The organism is Parasedimentitalea nitratireducens (assembly GCF_057444295.1).
On record NZ_JBYAXC010000001.1, the window covers coordinates 143,897 to 161,624 of the forward strand.

At 58.0% G+C, this 17,728-nt stretch carries 21 protein-coding genes; 13 read left to right on the forward strand and 8 right to left on the reverse strand.

The features are described from left to right. Positions 1-7: 7 nt before the first annotated feature. Positions 8-952 carry a tripartite tricarboxylate transporter substrate-binding protein gene (locus tag AC2T28_RS00660; RefSeq protein ID WP_486747013.1) on the reverse strand — a complete coding sequence of 315 codons (945 nt, stop codon included), beginning with the start codon at positions 950-952 and terminating at the stop codon, positions 8-10. Between the two features lie 175 nt (positions 953-1,127). Between AC2T28_RS00660 and AC2T28_RS00665 the strand changes: the two genes are divergently transcribed. Together AC2T28_RS00665 and AC2T28_RS00670 are read left to right on the forward strand one after the other, a co-directional pair. Beyond that, positions 1,128-1,907: an IclR family transcriptional regulator gene (locus tag AC2T28_RS00665; protein WP_486747014.1), complete on the forward strand. Its 780-nt coding sequence runs from the start codon at positions 1,128-1,130 to the stop codon at positions 1,905-1,907. Positions 1,908-1,965: 58 nt separating this feature from the next. Further along, the gene (locus AC2T28_RS00670) at positions 1,966-3,321 is read left to right on the forward strand and encodes an aminotransferase class III-fold pyridoxal phosphate-dependent enzyme (RefSeq protein WP_486747015.1); all 1,356 of its coding nucleotides are present in this window, start codon (positions 1,966-1,968) and stop codon (positions 3,319-3,321) included. A gap of 145 nt (positions 3,322-3,466) precedes the next feature. Here the strand turns inward: AC2T28_RS00670 and AC2T28_RS00675 are convergent, their stop codons facing one another. The 4 genes from AC2T28_RS00675 to AC2T28_RS00690 all read right to left on the reverse strand — a co-directional run bounded on the left by AC2T28_RS00675 (position 3,467) and on the right by AC2T28_RS00690 (position 6,944). Further along, a complete protein-coding gene (locus AC2T28_RS00675; RefSeq protein ID WP_486747016.1) occupies positions 3,467-3,862 on the reverse strand; it encodes a hypothetical protein in 396 nt (131 codons plus the stop codon). 41 nt (positions 3,863-3,903) lie between these two features. After that, entirely contained in the window at positions 3,904-4,212 is a 309-nt protein-coding gene (locus tag AC2T28_RS00680) for a 2Fe-2S iron-sulfur cluster-binding protein (RefSeq protein ID WP_486747995.1), read from the reverse strand. An 18-nt stretch (positions 4,213-4,230) separates the two neighbouring features. Continuing rightward, positions 4,231-5,520: a type I glutamate--ammonia ligase gene (locus AC2T28_RS00685; RefSeq protein WP_486747017.1), complete on the reverse strand. Its 1,290-nt coding sequence runs from the start codon at positions 5,518-5,520 to the stop codon at positions 4,231-4,233. 164 nt (positions 5,521-5,684) lie between these two features. After that, positions 5,685-6,944, reverse strand: a complete 1,260-nt coding sequence (locus tag AC2T28_RS00690) for a cytochrome P450 (RefSeq protein ID WP_486747018.1) — start codon at positions 6,942-6,944, stop codon at positions 5,685-5,687. Positions 6,945-7,044: 100 nt separating this feature from the next. Between AC2T28_RS00690 and AC2T28_RS00695 the strand changes: the two genes are divergently transcribed. Then, complete coding sequence (locus AC2T28_RS00695; RefSeq protein ID WP_486747019.1) at positions 7,045-7,734, forward strand: type 1 glutamine amidotransferase; 690 nt, start codon at positions 7,045-7,047, stop codon at positions 7,732-7,734. An 8-nt stretch (positions 7,735-7,742) separates the two neighbouring features. Here the strand turns inward: AC2T28_RS00695 and AC2T28_RS00700 are convergent, their stop codons facing one another. Beyond that, on the reverse strand, positions 7,743-8,393 hold the full coding sequence (locus tag AC2T28_RS00700) for a GntR family transcriptional regulator (RefSeq protein WP_486747020.1): 651 nt from the start codon (positions 8,391-8,393) through the stop codon (positions 7,743-7,745). Positions 8,394-8,553: 160 nt separating this feature from the next. On the opposite strand from AC2T28_RS00700, the gene AC2T28_RS00705 reads away from it, so the two are divergent. Continuing rightward, a complete protein-coding gene (locus tag AC2T28_RS00705) occupies positions 8,554-9,174 on the forward strand; it encodes an alpha/beta hydrolase (protein WP_486747021.1) in 621 nt (206 codons plus the stop codon). A 22-nt stretch (positions 9,175-9,196) separates the two neighbouring features. Here the strand turns inward: AC2T28_RS00705 and AC2T28_RS00710 are convergent, their stop codons facing one another. Continuing rightward, on the reverse strand, positions 9,197-9,499 hold the full coding sequence (locus AC2T28_RS00710; protein WP_486747022.1) for a DUF2834 domain-containing protein: 303 nt from the start codon (positions 9,497-9,499) through the stop codon (positions 9,197-9,199). A gap of 18 nt (positions 9,500-9,517) precedes the next feature. Then, positions 9,518-11,161, reverse strand: a complete 1,644-nt coding sequence (locus AC2T28_RS00715) for a sulfatase-like hydrolase/transferase (RefSeq protein ID WP_486747023.1) — start codon at positions 11,159-11,161, stop codon at positions 9,518-9,520. A 262-nt stretch (positions 11,162-11,423) separates the two neighbouring features. On the opposite strand from AC2T28_RS00715, the gene AC2T28_RS00720 reads away from it, so the two are divergent. The 9 genes from AC2T28_RS00720 (at position 11,424) to AC2T28_RS00760 (ending at position 17,720) form a co-directional block, all read left to right on the forward strand. Continuing rightward, on the forward strand, positions 11,424-11,948 hold the full coding sequence (locus AC2T28_RS00720; protein WP_486747024.1) for a GNAT family N-acetyltransferase: 525 nt from the start codon (positions 11,424-11,426) through the stop codon (positions 11,946-11,948). Between the two features lie 5 nt (positions 11,949-11,953). Continuing rightward, on the forward strand, positions 11,954-12,415 hold the full coding sequence (locus AC2T28_RS00725) for a GNAT family N-acetyltransferase (protein ID WP_486747025.1): 462 nt from the start codon (positions 11,954-11,956) through the stop codon (positions 12,413-12,415). A gap of 133 nt (positions 12,416-12,548) precedes the next feature. Further along, a complete protein-coding gene (gene pcaF / locus AC2T28_RS00730; protein WP_486747026.1) occupies positions 12,549-13,751 on the forward strand; it encodes a 3-oxoadipyl-CoA thiolase in 1,203 nt (400 codons plus the stop codon). Positions 13,752-13,764: 13 nt separating this feature from the next. After that, a complete protein-coding gene (gene paaA / locus AC2T28_RS00735) occupies positions 13,765-14,742 on the forward strand; it encodes a 1,2-phenylacetyl-CoA epoxidase subunit PaaA (RefSeq protein WP_486747027.1) in 978 nt (325 codons plus the stop codon). Positions 14,743-14,782: 40 nt separating this feature from the next. Beyond that, positions 14,783-14,980 (forward strand): hypothetical protein, encoded by a 198-nt coding sequence (locus AC2T28_RS00740; protein WP_486747028.1) that lies wholly within the window; start codon positions 14,783-14,785, stop codon positions 14,978-14,980. Positions 14,981-14,992: 12 nt separating this feature from the next. Then, positions 14,993-15,277 carry a 1,2-phenylacetyl-CoA epoxidase subunit PaaB gene (paaB, locus tag AC2T28_RS00745; protein ID WP_138161472.1) on the forward strand — a complete coding sequence of 95 codons (285 nt, stop codon included), beginning with the start codon at positions 14,993-14,995 and terminating at the stop codon, positions 15,275-15,277. Further along, a complete protein-coding gene (paaC, locus tag AC2T28_RS00750) occupies positions 15,277-16,038 on the forward strand; it encodes a 1,2-phenylacetyl-CoA epoxidase subunit PaaC (RefSeq protein ID WP_486747029.1) in 762 nt (253 codons plus the stop codon). The genes paaB and paaC overlap by 1 nt, the downstream gene beginning before the upstream one ends. 124 nt (positions 16,039-16,162) lie before the next feature. Beyond that, on the forward strand, positions 16,163-16,636 hold the full coding sequence (gene paaD, locus AC2T28_RS00755) for a 1,2-phenylacetyl-CoA epoxidase subunit PaaD (RefSeq protein WP_486747030.1): 474 nt from the start codon (positions 16,163-16,165) through the stop codon (positions 16,634-16,636). 10 nt (positions 16,637-16,646) lie between these two features. Next, on the forward strand, positions 16,647-17,720 hold the full coding sequence (locus AC2T28_RS00760) for a 2Fe-2S iron-sulfur cluster-binding protein (protein ID WP_486747031.1): 1,074 nt from the start codon (positions 16,647-16,649) through the stop codon (positions 17,718-17,720). Positions 17,721-17,728: the final 8 nt, after the last annotated feature.

The following is a 17,728-nucleotide window of genomic DNA, read 5'->3' on the forward strand; positions in this document are numbered from 1 at the left end:
TCGCTGATTACTGGAGCAACTCGCCAATGCGGGCGACCGTGTCGATGTCGGTGGCCACACGGGCAGCCGAGTCGTCAGCCCCCTGCCAGTAGACCAGCGCACCGGTTTCCTTGGCAACGGCCTGAGCCCGGTCGCTCATCATGGTTTTGCTGGCAACCGCGATGATCTTGTCGCGGACGTCCTGCGGGGTGTCTTTGGTTACAAACAGACCATTCCACAAGGCGATGTTCAGGCTTGCGTCCAGCTCACCAATGGTGGGGGCGTCTGGCACCAGTGCAATACGCTCGTCGGTGATCGACACCAGAACCTTTACTTGATCCAAGCAGGGCAGGATCAGCTGCAGCGTGGTGTTGATGACATCGGCATCACCCGAGGCCAGCGTGTTGCAGTCCAGCGCGTCAAAGGCGGCGTCAGATCCCCAGCTAAACCCGGCGTTCACCGCAAAGGCCTTGGTCACCTGGGTTGGGGTCAGCACGTCACCAAAGTGGCCCAATGCCACGTCGTTGGATTTGGCATGCTCGGCCAGTTCCGCCATCGAGGAATATGGCGCGTCAGCGCTGGTGGCGATGACAAACGGATAGGTCAGGAAGATCCCAAGCGGGTCAAACTTGGCCGGGGTCAGTGGTGGGATGTCGATCTGGTGACCAACAACCGGCACGCCGATCACAAAGGATCCCACGGTGTAGCCATCTGCTGGCGCATTGGCGACCTCGATCGCTCCGGGGAATGGGCCACCGCCGCCGCCGGGTTTGTTCACCACCGCAGCTGCAACGCCGTATTCCTGCTGGAAGTCATCGGCGATCATCCGTGTCAGCACGTCTTCAAGATCACCGGGAGGCCACGGCACGATAAAGTTCACCGGCTTTTCCGGATATTCCGCTTGGGCCGCCCCAACGCTGAGTGCCAGTGCTGCCGTCGCCATTGCGCCCTTGAACAGATTGCTTAGTGCCATGTGATCCTCCCAGATACATTCTTATCAATCGTTACTGTTTGGTTCATTATTTGAACCGTTGGTTTGAATTTAGATTGACGGCCCGCCGCTAATCTGTCAACAAAATTGCATCAACGGCTCATCTTTTTCCGATTGAGCCAGTAAATGACCCAAGAACGGAGGCCCCGACAAAGACATGGGAACAGTATCCAAAGCCCTGTCATTGTTGACATTTTTCAACCACGGCCGGACCGAAATCGGGCTGAGCGATATGACGCGCCTGTCCGGTATGAACAAGGCGACCGTGTATCGGATGATGGCTGAATTGCAGGAAACAGGATTCGTTGAACAGGCTGGAAACGACCGCGCCTACCGTCTTGGGCCGCAGGTTTTGCGGCTGGCCGCGCTGCGGGAAGCTGCGGTTCCAATCTTGTCGGTATCGCGCCGGGTGCTGCGGGATCTGAGCGACGAGACCGGGGAAACCACCCACTTGTCGCTGGTGCAAGACAGCCAGTTGAACTCGCTCAGCCATGCCTACTCGCCCCGCCACGCCGCCAAGGTGATGATGGAGGACGCCGAGGTGCTGACCTATCACGGCACCGCCTCGGGGCTTGCGATTCTCGCTTATGCCGAGGACAGCTTTGTGCAAGAGGTCTTATCGCAGCCTTTACACAGTCACACACCCGCAACTGTCACCGATGGCGATGCCATTCGCGGGCAGATATCCGATGTGCATGCCTCGGGCGTTGCCCAGTCGATTGGCGGGTTTGAGGCTGACGTTCATTCACATGCGGTGCCAATATTTGGCCCCGACCGCCAGGTGATTGGTGCGCTTGCTGTGGCCGCCCCAGTGTCGCGGATGAGCGATGAACAGAAACAGCTGATCCCCGCCGCACTGTTGCGGGCAGGACAGACCCTTACCCACCGCATCGGCGGATCTGCCCCCTCGTCTTATGTGCACGAGCCCGTGACATGAGCCGCCTTCCCCCCGTTGACCGGCCCTGCCCGGCCCGACTGCTTTCAGGAGCTGACAAATGAAAGATTCGAACTTCCTCAAGGAACACAATGCCAAGTCGATGTGGCACCCAATGGCACATCCCGGTGACAGCCTGGCCAATCCGCCAGCAATCATTACAGGTGCGCAGGGGGTAAAGATCACCGACGTCGACGGCCACGAGGTGGTGGATGCGGTTGGTGGGCTGTGGAACGTGAACCTTGGCTTTTCCTGTCAGCCGATCAAGGATGCCATCGCCGCACAGCTGGACGTGCTGCCCTATTATTCCACCTTTCGCGGCACCACCAATGATCAGGTGATCCAGCTGGCCGAGGTTTTGCGCGATTTCTTTGCCCCCGATGGCCTGACCCGTGCGTTCTTTACCTCGGGCGGATCGGATTCGGTGGAAACCGCGCTGCGACTGGCGCGCCAGTATCACAAGATCCGTGGCGAAGCCGGGCGCACCAAGTTCCTGAGCTTGAAGAAAGGCTATCACGGCACCCATATGGGCGGCGCTTCGGTCAATGGTAATGCCAATTTCCGCACCCAATACGAACCGCTGTTGCCGGGCTGCTTCCAGCTCCCAGCGCCCTATACCTATCGAAATCCCTTCAACGAGAGTGATCCTGAACGGCTGGCGCAGCTCTGTCTGCAGGCCATCGAGGATGAGATCGCCTTTCAAGGCGCGGGCACCATTGCCGCATTCATTATGGAACCAATCCTGGGCGCTGGCGGAGTGATTCCACCACACCACAGTTTCATGCCCGGCGTGCGCGAGATCTGTGACCGTAATGGTATCTTGTTAATCGCCGACGAGGTGATCACCGCCTTTGGCCGCACAGGATCGTGGAGCGGGTCGCGCCACTGGGGCGTGCAGCCCGATTTCATGTGCACCGCCAAGGCGATCACCAATGGGTATTTCCCATTCGGCGCAGTGATGATTGCGGATCACCTGACCGAGACATTTGAGGCCGACACCACCGGCAAAGCGGCGATTGGCCATGGCTATACTTACTCGGGGCACCCCGTCGGGGCTGCGGCTGCGCTCGCCTGCATGGAAGAAACCCTACGTTTGAACGTGCCGGAAAATGCAGCCGCGCGGGGCACTCAGCTGCATCAAGGTCTATTGGCCCTTCAGGACAAACATGACCTGATCGGCGATGTCCGCGGTGGACACGGATTGATGTGCGCGATGGAGCTGGTGTCTGACCGTGCCGCCAAAGCGGCAATCGAAAAAAAGACCATCGGTACTGTTCAAGAAGTGGCCTATCAAAGCGGCGCTATGGTGCGGGTCTCTGGCCCCAACATCATCTTGTCGCCGCCTCTGATCCTGACCGAGGGAGACGTGACCACCATTTTGGGCGCGCTTGATGCGGGCCTAACGGCCGCCAGCTAGATTTCAATCAGGCACAACCGCAATCGGTCGCACGGCCGATTGCCACCGGATACCATAGCGGGCCCGAAGCATTGCTTCGGGCCCGCGTTTTTGGTGGCGCCGCTGGCGCGGCGCGACCGCGTGTGATGCTAAGGCAGCGCTGAATTTAACTGCTGGCCCCATCCCGGCGCCACAGCCCGGCAAGGACAAGCCAGTAAGCTGCAAAGAGTGCAACCTGTATCCAATAGGGTGTGGTGGTTTGGCCAGGTGCCAGCACCTCGGCCAAGGCATCTGACATATTCACTGAAACCAACCCAAGGATCGTCAGCCCCATCACAACAAGTGCCGCAAGCACTGACTCGCGGTTGCGCCCGGCCTGATAGAACAGCGCCACATAGGCCAGCACCGCAAAGCTGATAATCTTGTCCTGATAGCCATAAAACGGTGTGTCGTAATAGACAAACAGCAGCGGGTATTTCAGGCCAAAGAAATGAGCCGCAGCCATGCAGCAGAAATACAGAGCACCCGCCATAAAGGCGAGACGTGTCAGTGAGGAGTTCATGTGCGCATTTTCAATAAAGTATTCGCTTAGAAGGGCTATAGCTAGCTGGCAGGAACAACCAGCACCAACCCATCCAGATCTGGATGGGCCTCGATCTGGCAACTTAGGCGGCTGTTGGACTGGCGGTCGCCATCTGCCATGTCCAGCATAGCATCTTCAAAATCGCCCACCTCACCGGCTTTACCAGCCCAAGTGTCGTCCACATAGACATGGCAGGTGGCACAGCTGAGGCTGCCGCCGCATTCGCCGATCACGCCTTGTACATTATTGGCAACTGCGGCTTCCATCAGGTTTTGGCCATAGTCGATTGTTGCCTCAACACCCGAGCCGTCGGGCAACTTCCAGGTCACTTTCAAGTGCCTTACTCCTTAAACAAAGTGGACATAGAAGTCGCGCATACCATCGCCTTCAAGGTCGCGGGTTTTGCGCACTTCTTTTTGCTTCATGAATACGTGGTTGGCGACCAGTTCGGGCCCTACGGCTTCGGCCAAAACCGTGTCGCGCTGTAGATCTGCCACCGCGCCTTTGAGGTCAATTGCAGTACCCTCGCGCGCGTCAGTGCGGTCAAAGCCATCGCCGGTTTCAATAGGCGGTAGCTCATAGCCGTTTTCAAACCCCAGCCGTGCCGCCTGCAATACTGCTGCTGTGGCGGTATAGGGATTCGCCGAGGCATCCGCCATTCGGTGCTCAAGCCGCGCCTTGGCGCCGCCTTCGGAACTGATGCGGGTGGTAACGTTGCGATGGTCGCCGCCCCAATTTTGCCAGTAGCCCGACAATGATCCCGGTTGCAGCCGCATATAGCTGTTGGCGGTTGGGGCAATCAGCCCGGCCAGGCCTTTGTGATGGTGGATCATCCCACCCAGGCAACCGCGCGCCAGATCATTCATATGCTCCGGCCCACCGCGTGGCCCAGATGACAGCGCATTGCCGCCAGCAGCATCCGCAAAGGAGAAATTGACATGCATTCCAGACCCACCAGCCTCGGGAATGGGCTTGGGCATGAATGTCAGCACGATGCCGTATTCCAGCGCAATCTCGCGCGCCATCAGGCGGAACAGCACGATGTCGTCCACTGCCTTGACCGCATCACCAAAGGTCAGAACGTATTCGAACTGAGGGCTGTCGAACTCAGCGGTGATCATTTCCAACGAAAAGCCCATCTCATCCGCCATCGCCCAGATCCGGTCATTGAACCGCAGCGGATCCGCAAAGGGGCCTGTGCCATAAACCACACCACCGGGCGCGTCATAGGGCACCAACCGCCCGTTATCGTCAGCCTGCATAGCAAAGGCCTCGAGCTCAATCCCGACCTTGGGGGTGAGCCCGTGTTTTTGCCAGTCTGCCACCGCCCGTTTCAGTGTGCCGCGTGGGCACAGCGGTAGTTTCTCACCAGCATCATCATAAAGATCCCCCAACACAATCTGGGTCGAGGCATGCCAGCTGTCGCGGATATCGTCATGGCGCCAACGGAGTTCCATATCCGGCAGGCCTTGTTTGACCATCGATCCCGGCGCATCGAGCAGGTCGCGATCGTAATGGGTGCCAAACACCGAGCGGCAGAACCGGGTGCTGTCATCGCCAATCTTACCATGAGGCAGGTATTTCCCCCGCATAATGCTGAGATGATCGCAGAACAAAGCGCGTAGGCGGGTTTTCATGTCATATCTCTCCGGGTTGGATCAGGTTGGGCTTTAGAACAGGTTGGCAGGTTAGGACAAATGCGCCATGGGTCGAGACTGACCTTGGGGAGGTGTGAAGCGCCTTCCCGGGGAGAAGGTCAGGCACGGCCCGGCCTATCGTCCGGGCTAAACTCGTTGCAGGTTCAAGCACGTGTCACCCGTACCGGCAGCGATTTTATGCCACCGACAAAATTAGACCGCAGGAACTGCTGTTCGCCATTCGCCTCAATCTTGGTGATCCGCTTGGCCAGCTCTTGGAACAGCACTGTCACTTCCAACCGCGCCAACCACATGCCCAGGCAGACATGCGGACCACCTTGGCCAAACGACAAGTGCCGGTTGGGGGTCCGCATCAGGTCAACGCGAAACGGGTCCTCAAACACGGTTTCATCCCGGTTGGCCGAGGACCACCAGTACAGCACCTTGTCGCCCTCGCGGATGGTTTTGCCATGCATGTCAAAATCCTGCGTCGCGGTACGGCGGAAGTACAATGCGGGCGTGGCCCAGCGGATGATTTCATCCGCTGCGGTGTCCCAAATGTCGCCTCCGGCCCGCATCTGCTCCAGCAGTTCCGGCTGATGGCACAGGGCCTGAAGCCCGGCCGCGATGGAATAACGGGTGGTGTCATTGCCTGCGGCCACAACAAGGCAAAAGAAATTGCGGAACTCGGTTTGTGATATCACCGAACCATCCTTGGCCGGTTCAAGGATCATGTTCAGAATGCCGGATGTATCCCCCGCGGCCTCTTTCTTGGCCATCAGATCCCTGGCGTAGATGTACAGCTCAGCCCCGGCTGGGGAGTTGAAGGGCATCATGCGGAATTCGTCCGTCTGCATCTTGTCCAGCACATGGGTGGTGAAGTCCGGATCGGTATTTGCGATCAGCGCATCGCCTTTCTCCACCAGCCAAGGCAGGTCTTCTTGTGGCAGGCCAACCACGCGGCCCAGCATCCGCATCGGAAGCTGGCGGGCGATCTCTTTAACCGCATCAAAGCTGCCCATCTCAAGGGCCGGATCAAGGATCTCGGCGCAAAGGTCGCGGATTTCCTGCTCGTATTGCGCCATCGAGGTTTTTGAGAAGGCCTTGAGCAGCTTCATGCGGGTTTTGCTATGCTCGGGAGGGTCGGTTTCCTGAAAAGTGCGCCGCGCCATGTATTCTTCATAGCTCTGGTCTTCCATGCGGATACCCCGCGCAGATGAGAACACCGATGTGTTCTTGTTCATCGCCGCGATGTCGGCGTGGCGCGTCACCGACCAGTAATTCTCGCCATCGGCATATTCGGTCCAGTGCAGTGGATCGTCACGGCGCAGCCGCGCAAAGGTATTATGCGGCGCGCCATTGGCAAAAGCATCGTGGCTGCTGAGATCGGCGTAACCGTCATCAGTTGGCGTCCAGAGGGTCATGATCGGCCTTTCCAAAGCTACTTGCGTTATGTATATTAATGAGATCCATAAATATGTAAATGAAAAACTTGTGAGCCTATCCATGCACTTGGCTATTATGATGACCAACACTGATTCTAGCGCGTTTGCGAACCGTCACCCCAAAGATGGCGAGAAATTCACCGACCTGATCCAAATGGTGCGCCCCAATTGGGAGACCTCGGTGTTTTCAGTGAAAGACAGAGAGTTCCCCCAAGACATCAGCCAGTTTGATGGCGCCATGATCACCGGCAGCCCGGCCTCGGTTCGTGGCGATTACCCCTGGATCCCGCCATTGCTGGATATGATCCGAGATATGAACAGCCGACAACAGCCGCTGTTTGGGGCCTGTTTTGGCCACCAGGCCATTGCCTTGGCCCTCGGTGGGGACATGGACCATACGCCCAACGGATGGGTGCATGGACTAACCCGCAATCGGATGACAGTCCGCCCGGATTGGGCGCAGGAATTGCCGAACGAGGTTAAGCTTTATGGGTCACATATTGAGTGCGTGTCAAAGCTTCCCCTTGAGGCCCGGCAGATCGCAGAACAGGACGGGGTGATAACAGGTTTCTATGTCGGACGGCATGTGTACACAACTCAACATCATCCGGAAATGAGTCATGACTTCATTTGCGCGCTGACAGAAGAAATGCGTGAAACCTTGGGCGCCGAAGCCTATGCCACCGCCCAGAGCAGCCTACAGGACCAATCGGACCAACAGGCTTTTGCCGAAAGCATCGCGCAGTTCTTTGAACAAGCGCCGGAATAAGTCCCGGATCACCCCAGCGCAGCCAAAAGGTCCATCACCGTGACCTGATCAAACTGCACATGCCTGCGCATTGCGGCCTGAGCGCCCTCTTGGTCGTGGGCATAGATCAACTCGGCAATCTCGCGGTGCTCTTTGGCTGATTGTGCGATTGATCCGGGATAGCGATAGCGCGCCCGGTAATAGGCCATCAGCTTGCGCGCATTGGTCTTGATCATCTCGACCAAAAACGGATTGCCCGCACCCAGCGCCACCGCCTCGTGAAAACGCAGGTTGAGCTGATAATAGCCATTGGGGTCGCTATCGACCTTTTCCGCAGCGTGGGTTTCGCAGGCCACAACCGCCGCCTCCAACGCTTTGGTTTGGGCAGGTGACAAACGGCGCGCTGCCAGTCCCGCCGCCTGCCCTTCAAGCTGGGCATGCACCTCTAGTATGGCCAGGAATTCCTCAAGCGTTGGCTTGAACAGGACTGCCCCCTTGCGTGGCAAGCGCTGGATCAAACCGGTGGCTTCGAGCTGGATAAACACCTCACGTACCGGGGTGCGCGACACGCCGTGGCGGCTAACCAAGCCAGCCTCGTCCAACACATCGCCCGGGTTAATCCGCCCGGCGTCGATGTCGTCAAGGATTGCGTTCAAGAGCTGCTCTGTCTGCCCGGCCATCTGTCTGCCCTGTTGTGTTTGCGCCAGAGTAAGCGACCAGCCGGGTCAATACAACAGCGCGACGGTTCGGTCTGACGCAACCTGGTTAGCGTCAAGGGCACAATGGACAGAACATCAAACAGGCCACTACGGTGCCTTGGAAAAGAAGTGAGGGTAGACGGTGTACAGTTTTTGGAGAGCCATTTGCATTGGCGCAGCGATCCTAGGCGGCGCGGTACCCGCCGTAGCGCAGGAGAGGATTACCCTGACCATACGCGAGGTGCTGGAACGACCTGCCCTCCATTTCCCCGCCGCTGGTAACAAAGCAGCCGTGCTGATCCATCAGTCGGGTTGGTCCGCCGAAAGCTGGATCCCGCTGGCCGAACTGTTGCAGGGGCACAGTGTGTCGGCGGTGTCGCTGGTCTTTGCTTCGTCAGAAGATGTATTGGCCGCTGTCGAATTCCTGCATCAGGACGGCGCGGAGCAGATTACCCTGATCGGGGCCAGCATTGGAGGCGGAGCAGCCATGCAGGCGTTGCGGCGCGATGGCGGGGCGCAGATCGACAACATCATTCTACTGGGCACCTCGCAGGGGGATGCGTCAGAAGTGGCTGATGTGCCCAAGCTGTTTGTGGTGTCAGAACAGGACTTTTTCGCCAGTCGCACCCATGCCAGCTTTGCCAAGGCGAGCGAGCCCAAGCGGTTGATTGTCTACCCCGGTGGGGCACATGGGCAAGAGATGCTCGACAGCCCTTACGGGGGGCAGCTCATTGACGAAATCCTAGAGGTGATCGCCCCCTAGCAGGGCTCTGCCTCCTCTCGGCTCAGGTATCCTCTCGCATCCACAGATAGAGTGGCAAGGCCAGCGAAAGGCCGACAAAGGAGGCAGACGGCAATACAAGCCACCAATGGCGCAGGTTCTTTTGGCGGGCATCCATAAAGCTCCAGATCCAGAACACCGAAATTGAGATCAAAATATCAGACGAAAACCCCGCCGCCACGCCGTTGACAAAGGGCGCCTGGATAAAGGCAATCAGATTGAGGCCGTTTGCGGCGATAAAGGAGCCGAAGAAATACCATGGGATAAGAGTACCCGCGATGGCAGCAAAAGCATAGAAATTGCGCATTGAAATTCCTGTTTGTGTTTAATCGTTCTGAGGCACGGCGCCACGGTACTTCACTGTTACCTCGGCACTGACATCGTCAGCTTCGTAAACACCCAGCAAAATACCCTTGCGACCAGATTTTCCGCGCCCGGCTTTGATTTGTGCATCTGACAGGGTGATGCGCTGCGACATGCGCAGGCCCCAGTCCAGCAGGCGGTCATACATCAGGTCGATCACCTCTTGATGCGCGTCGCCCTTGGCCAGATCCACCAGCTCGCTGGGATCATTTTCCATGTCAAATAGCATCGGCCGCAACCCGCCCTCGGCATGCATGAACTTCCAACGCTTGTCGGTCACCATGAACAGGCGCGCGTCGCGGGGTTCCAACCCCAGCTTTTCACTCAGCGGCATGGTGGAATAGTCGAACTCAGCAATGGCATAATCGCGCCAGTCTGGTGCTTCGCCGTGCAGCCAAGGCGTTAGCGACCGCCCTTCGAGGATATGGGACGCGGGTTCGCCGCCCGCCAGATCAAGGAATGTAGGGGCCAGATCAATCGCCTCGACCAGCGCATCGCAGGTGGTGCCGCGGGTGGCGTCAGCCTGCGTTCGCGGGTCATAGATGATCAGCGGCACCTTGATCGACGGTTCGTGAAACAGGTTCTTTTCACCCAGCCAGTGGTCGCCCAGATAATCGCCGTGGTCAGATGTGACCACCACCATGGTGTCCTGCATCCGCCCCGTTTCTTCGAGATAAGCAAACAGGCGGCCCATTTGGTCGTCGGCCTGTTTGATCAACCCCATATAGGCGGGGATCACCTTGTCGCGGACCTCGTCACGGCTAAAGGTCTTGCCGATCTGGTTGTTCATCATGCCGTGGAACACAGGGTGTGCATCCTCGCCCTCGTCCTCTGAACGCACGACAGGCAGCACATGTTCCGGGCCGTACATATTGTGATAGGGCGCAGGCACGATATAGGGCCAGTGAGGTTTGATGTAGCTAAGGTGCGCGCACCATGGCCCATCCCCGCTCTCAGTGGCCTGCTCGATAAACTCGATGGCTTTGGTGGTCAACCACGGCGTTTCGCTGTCTTCCTCGGCGATATTGGCGGGTTTGTCGGCGTTGACCATGAACCAACCCGAGGCGATGTCGTTGCCCTCGATGCCGGCATTGGCAAAGTCGTTCCAAGGGTTGTCGCCGGGGTAACCCTTTTCCTTGAGGTATTCGTTATAAGGGCTGCGTTTTGCGTCGTAGAACCCATCCGGCCCCTCGGCCCAGAGACCATCATCGCGCACCCAAGGGTCAAAGCCACATTCGCTTTGGCGCACACCGATCTCGCTGTCTGGAGCCAGACCCAGGCGGCCCATGCCTTCGGCGTCGGCAACCATGTGGGTCTTGCCGATCAAGTGGCAGCTCATCCCTGCTTTGCGCAGATGGTCGCCCATGGTCCATTCGCCCACCCGCAGCGGGTAGCTGTTGAACTGCACCCCGTGGCTGGAGGGGTAGCGCCCGGTATAACTGCTCATCCGGGACGAACCGCAGGTGGGGGACTGCACATAGGCGCGGGTAAAGCGGACACCCTTGTCGGCCAGCGCATCGATATGCGGGGTCTTCAGGTGCGGATGACCGGCACAGCTAAGGTAGTCGAACCGCAACTGGTCAAACATAATGTAGAGAATGTTCATATCGGCCCTCCCCCGGCGCGTCCCATCTGCTGAACATGTGAAGGAAAATGAGGAGCGGTGCAATGTGCGTTCCTTTCGACATCTGTCATCTTATTCATAGTGCCCGGCTCTGCCGGGCCGCGCCTGACCTTCCCCCATGGGAAGGCGCGTTGCACCTCCCCAAGGTCAGACTCGACGCTTCTGGTTAGCTACGTCTCGCTTTTTCAAACGATCAACCCTAGCCTGCGTTTGTTGAAATCCACGAATTGCTGAGCTCTGCCATATGCCTTTACGACCTGCCCGCCCCTCCGACTGCTCCAGCCTCGCCGCGCTTTCGATCGAGGTTTGGCTGGGAACCTATATCCGCGAGGGCGTGAATGCCTTTTTCGCAGATTATGTGCTGGCGCATTACACGGTGGATCAGTTTTCCAAGGCGCTGGAGAACCCAAACGAGCGGATCCTTGTTTGGAAGGGTTCCAAAGGTATCGCGGGGTACATTCGTGTCACCCGTGATCAGCCCTGCCCGGCTGAACATCCGTCCACTACTGAGATCACAACGCTATACGTACAGCCCCGGCATCACGGCAAAGGCATTGGGCAAGAGCTGCTGAAGGCAGGGCTGGAGCTGAGCCAAGAATTGGGTTGGGGCGTGCCATGGTTAGCGACCAACTCTGAAAACCACCCCGCTCTGCGTTTCTATGCAAAGCAGGGGTTTTCCATAATTGGCCAGACCCATTTCGAGATTGAAGATCAGCGCTATTGCAACGAAGTATTGCTAGTTGAACCACAGCCCCCTCAGAACAGGTGAACAACATGATTATCAGACCCTCCCTGCCCACAGATGCAACGGGTATAAGCCGCGTCCTGACTGCCTTAACGGCCGCTGGACTTCGCGTTTCACCAAGTGATGTCGATTTTGCCCTTAGCAACTACATCGAAAACCCAAACGGGATTGAATGCAGCGTGGCGACTGACCCAGAGGGGGTAATTTTGGGTTTTCAGGCCCTTCTGATGGCAGTTGAGGGGAACCAATATGGTGTGACACCAGGCTGGGGCATCATTGGCACCCATATTCACCCGGAGGCAATCCGCCAAGGCATTGGCGGCAAGCTGTTCACCGCGACGCGCAGTGCAGCCTTGAAAGCCAATCTAAAATACATCGATGCAACGATCCAGAACTACAATACCGGCGGTTTGGCCTATTATGAGTCTGTTGGATTTCGCACTTACGAGACAAACGAAGACGCAACCCGCAAGGTCTATGATCTCACCTGAATGCGGCAATGCGTTACACAAAATGTGAAGATGGCAACTTTTTGTTACATTTTCCTTGCCGCGAATCGTATTATTTCTTATCACCGACCCAACGGTCGGCTTATTAATTGCCGCAATAGGAGACGCGACCCCCATGGATGCATTCATCTGCGACGCAACCCGGACCCCAATTGGCCGCTATGGCGGGGCGCTGTCCTCGGTCCGTACTGACGATCTGGCAGCCGCCCCAATTGCCGCCCTTAAGGCGCGCAACCCGCAGGTAGACTGGGCCAGCATTGATGATGTGATCTATGGCGATGCCAACCAAGCCGGCGAAAGCAATCGCAACGTGGCCCGTATGGCAGCACTGTTGGCAGGCCTGCCAACGGATGTGCCCGGCACCACCATCAACCGGCTTTGTGCCAGCGGCATGGATGCGGTTGGCATGGCGTCTCGCGGCATCCGTGCGGGCGACTATGACATGGCCATTGCCGGCGGTGTCGAAAGCATGAGCCGCGCGCCCTTTGTGATGCCCAAGCAGACCGCCGCCTTTGGCCGCAGCAACGCGGTGTATGACACCACCATCGGCTGGCGGTTCGTGAACAAGAAGATGGAGCAGATGTACGGCACCGACTCGATGCCTCAGACGGCTGACAATGTCGCCGAAGACTACAACATCAACCGCGAAGACCAGGATGCCTTTGCCGCGCGGTCACAGGCCCGCTGGGCCGCTGCGCACGAGGCTGGCGTGTTTGGCGACGAGATCACTCCGGTATCCGTGCCACAGCGTAAGGGTGACCCGATTGTCGTCGACACAGATGAACACCCCCGCCCCGGTACTGGCGCTGACAAATTGGCCAAGCTTCGCGGTGTAAACGGACCCGGCCTAACTGTGACTGCGGGCAATGCGTCCGGCGTCAACGACGGTGCTGCGGCTATCCTGATGGCGAACGAGGTTGCAGCAGCCAAGAACGGGTTAAAGCCGATGGCGCGGATTGTTGGCATGGCCGCTGCCGGGGTTGAACCCCGTGTGATGGGGATTGGTCCTGTACCTGCCACCCGCAAGGTGCTGGCCCGCACTGGGTTAAGCATCGAGCAGATGGATGTGATAGAATTAAACGAGGCCTTTGCATCGCAAGGGCTGGCAACACTGCGGGAACTTGGCCTGGCCGATGACGCACCCCATGTTAACCCCAACGGCGGTGCCATTGCGATTGGCCACCCGCTGGGGATGTCTGGCGCTCGGCTGGTGCTGACCGCTGCTTATCAGTTGCAACGTACCGGCGGGCGCTATGCGCTGTGTACCATGTGCGTTGGCGTTGGACAGGGCACCGCTCTGATCCTGGAACGCGTGTAAGGGAGATCTGACGATGTATGCACAGATGGTAAAATCCGAAGCCGCCCAAGACGACCCCGAAAAGCTCTCCGCTTTTCAGGCGCGGATTGATGCGGGCGAAAAGATCGAACCCAAGGACTGGATGCCTGCGGCCTATCGCAAGACGCTGATCCGCCAGATCGGCCAGCATGCGCACAGCGAAATCGTGGGTCAGCTGCCCGAAGGCAACTGGATCACCCGCGCCCCGACGCTGGAGCGCAAGGCGATCTTGCTCGCCAAGGTGCAAGACGAGGCTGGCCACGGGCTGTACCTGTACTGTGCGGCGGAAACTTTGGGTGTGTCGCGGGATGAAATGACCGAGATGCTGCTGGATGGCCGTATGAAGTACTCGTCGATCTTCAACTACCCCACTCTGAACTGGTCGGACATCGGCGCGGTTGGCTGGCTAGTCGACGGCGCAGCAATAATCAATCAGGTGCCGCTACAGCGAACTTCGTTTGGTCCCTATGCCCGTGCCATGGTCCGGGTCTGCAAGGAAGAGAGCTTTCACGCACGTCAGGGGTTTGACGCGATCCGCAAGATGGCCGAGGGCACGCCTGCGCAAAAGAAAATGGCGCAGGATTCTGTGAACCGCCTGTGGTTCCCGGCGCTGATGATGTTTGGCCCGTCCGACAAAGAGTCGGTGCATTCCGAGCAGTCGATGGCCTGGAAGATCAAGATGAACACCAACGACGAGCTGCGCCAGAAGTTCGTTGACCAGACCGTACCGCAGATCGAATTCCTGGGCCTCGACCTGCCAGATCCGGGCATCAAGTGGAACGAAGAGCGTGGCCACTATGACTACACCGACCCCGACTGGTCTGAATTCTTTGACGTGATCAAGGGCAACGGCCCCTGCAACGTCGACCGGCTCGCCGCCCGTAACAAGGCCTGGGACGATGGCGCCTGGGTGCGCGATGGATTGATGGCCCACGCCAAGAAAAAAGCCGCCCGTACAATTGCAGCGGAATAAGGAGATTGCCGTGCAAGGGTCTTTGTCCAAGCACCTGATAATGTCGCTGACACTAGTCGCCGTATTCGCTGTTGTCGTAACCGGATCCGGATGGAATCCAGACGAATTTGCGGCGCTTGGGTCTCACGGGTTCCCGTTTGATCCAACGTCTCTCTGGGGCGTCTATGATCCGTTGGTCGATGAGGGCACCAGTTACAGATGCCAGCCTGGCGCATTTTGCCAACCTGTATTCCACTAAAGGAGTAATCTCATGAAAAACGAATGGCCCCTTTGGGAAGTCTTTATCCGCGGTCAGCACGGCATGAGCCACCGTCACGTCGGCAGCCTGCACGCGCCGGATGCGGAAATGGCAATCAAGAACGCACGCGATGTTTACACCCGCCGCAACGAAGGTCTGTCGATCTGGGTGGTCGAAGCCAACCACATCGCCGCCTCATCCCCCAGCGACAAAGGCCCGCTGTACGAACCCAGCGAAAGCAAGGTTTACCGCCACCCGACCTTTTTCGACATTCCTGACGAAGTGGGGGCAATGTAATGACTCGCGACGAGGCATTCCTGCAGTTCCTGTTCCGGATGGGGGATAACACCCTGATCCTTGGCCACCGGGTCAGCGAATGGTGTGGCCATGCGCCGGTGCTGGAAGAAGACATCGCGCTGGCCAACACGGCGCTGGATCTGATCGGTCAGACCCAGTTCTGGCTGGGCTTGGCTGGTGAAGTTCAGGGCGATGGTAAATCCGCTGATGACATCGCCTTCCTTCGCGATGTCTGGGATTTCCGCAATCTACTGCTAGTCGAGGTGCCGAATGGTGACTTTGGCCGTACTTTGATGCGCCAGTTCCTGTTTGATGCCTGGCATTCAATCCAGCTGGGGCATCTGATCAAGTCGTCAGATGAACGGGTGGCTGCCATTGCTGAAAAGGCCAGCAAAGAGGTGGCCTATCACCTGGAACGTTCGGCTGACACTGTGGTTGGTCTGGGTGACGGCACCGCAGAAAGCCACCGCCGCATGCAAGAGTCGCTGGACTATCTATGGCCCTATGTGGGTGAGATGTTCCAGTCCGATGAGGTCGACGCCGAGATGGTAGCCGCCGGGATTGCTCCGGACCCAGCTAGCCTGCGCGACGACTATGATGCGCTGATCACACGTCTTCTGGCCGATGCGACGCTGACCATTCCGGACAGCGACTTTGGCCACAAGGGTGGTCGCACTGGTAAGATGCACACCGAACATCTGGGTCATTTGCTGACGCAGATGCAATGGCTGCAACGCGCCTATCCAGGGTCTAACTGGTAAGGCGGCTGAACATTAGAGCAAAGGGCAACCCCGGCCTCGGGCGGGGGTGAAGCCCCCTCCCGTGGGGGAGGTCGGGGGCTGCCCGGCCTATCGTCCGGGCAATATCGACTGGAAAGCAGATCACATGAGCCAACTGCAAGAAAAGCCAAGTGTGACCCAGATCTGGGAGTGGCTGGAAGCTGTACCAGACCCGGAAATCCCAGTGATCTCGCTGGTTGATCTGGGCATCATTCGTGACATCAAATGGAACGATGACACCCTGACCGTCGCCGTGACGCCCACATATTCGGGCTGCCCAGCCACCTCGATCATCAACTTAGACATCGAAACTGCCTTGCGCGACCACGGCATCGAAAAGCTGGAGCTGAAACGCCAGCTTTCCCCAGCCTGGACCACCGACTGGCTGTCCGACAAGGGACGCGCCAAGCTGGAAGAATACGGCATCGCGCCACCGCAACCCGCAGGCGGGCCAGAGCGCTGCCCCAACTGCCACAGCAATAACGTCACCAAGGTCAGCCAGTTTGGCTCGACCCCGTGCAAGGCCCACTGGCGCTGCCAGGACTGCCTTGAACCTTTTGATTATTTCAAGTGCATCTGAGGAGACACCCATGGCGCGCTTTCATGACCTGACTGTTACTGACATCCACAAGACCATCCGCGACGCTGTCGTGGTGACGCTAAAACCCGTCAATGGCGCGGCTGAGCATTTTGATTTCACCCAAGGGCAATACCTGACCTTTCGCCGCGATTTTGACGGTGAAGAGTTGCGCCGGTCCTATTCGATCTGCGCGGGCAAGGATGAGGAGATCCTGCAGGTGGGTATCAAGCGCGTTGATGGCGGCGCTTTTTCAACCTGGGCCAATACCGAGCTGAAGGTGGGGGATACGCTGCAAGCGATGCCCCCAATGGGCAGCTTCTTTACGCCGCTCGACGATGCATCGCACAAACAATACCTTGGCTTTGCCGGTGGATCGGGCGTCACCCCAGTGCTGTCGATCCTGAAAACCACACTGACGGCAGAGCCCAACTCTCGCTTTACGCTGGTCTATGCCAACAAAGGCGTGAACACGATCATGTTCCGCGAAGAGCTGGAGGATCTGAAGAACCTCTATATGGGCCGCCTAAACGTGATCCATATTCTGGAGAGCGACGCGCAAGAGATCGACCTATTCACCGGTCTGGTCACCGAAGAAAAATGCGCCCAGCTGTTTGAACATTGGATCGACATTGAAAACACCGATACCGCCTTTATCTGCGGCCCCGAGCCAATGATGCTGGGCATTGCATCCGCCCTACGTACTGCTGGCATGGACGATGCCCAAATCAAATTCGAGTTGTTCGCCAGCTCGCAGCCCGGTCGCGCCAAACGTAAGGTTAGCGCTGCGGATGCGGCCAGCGGCGGCAACCAGACCAAGGCGGCGATCACGCTGGATGGCTCCACCCGCACCATTGAAATGGGCAAGGATATGTCGATCCTAGACGCGGCATTGGGCAACGCAATGGATGCGCCCTTTGCCTGTAAGGCTGGGGTTTGTTCCACCTGCCGCTGCAAGGTGATCGAAGGCGAAGTGGAAATGGCCGCCAACCACGCGCTGGAAGATTACGAGGTCGAAAAGGGCTATGTGCTGTCTTGTCAGGCCTATCCGGTGACCGACACGGTTGTTGTAGATTACGATCAATAGGGAGGACG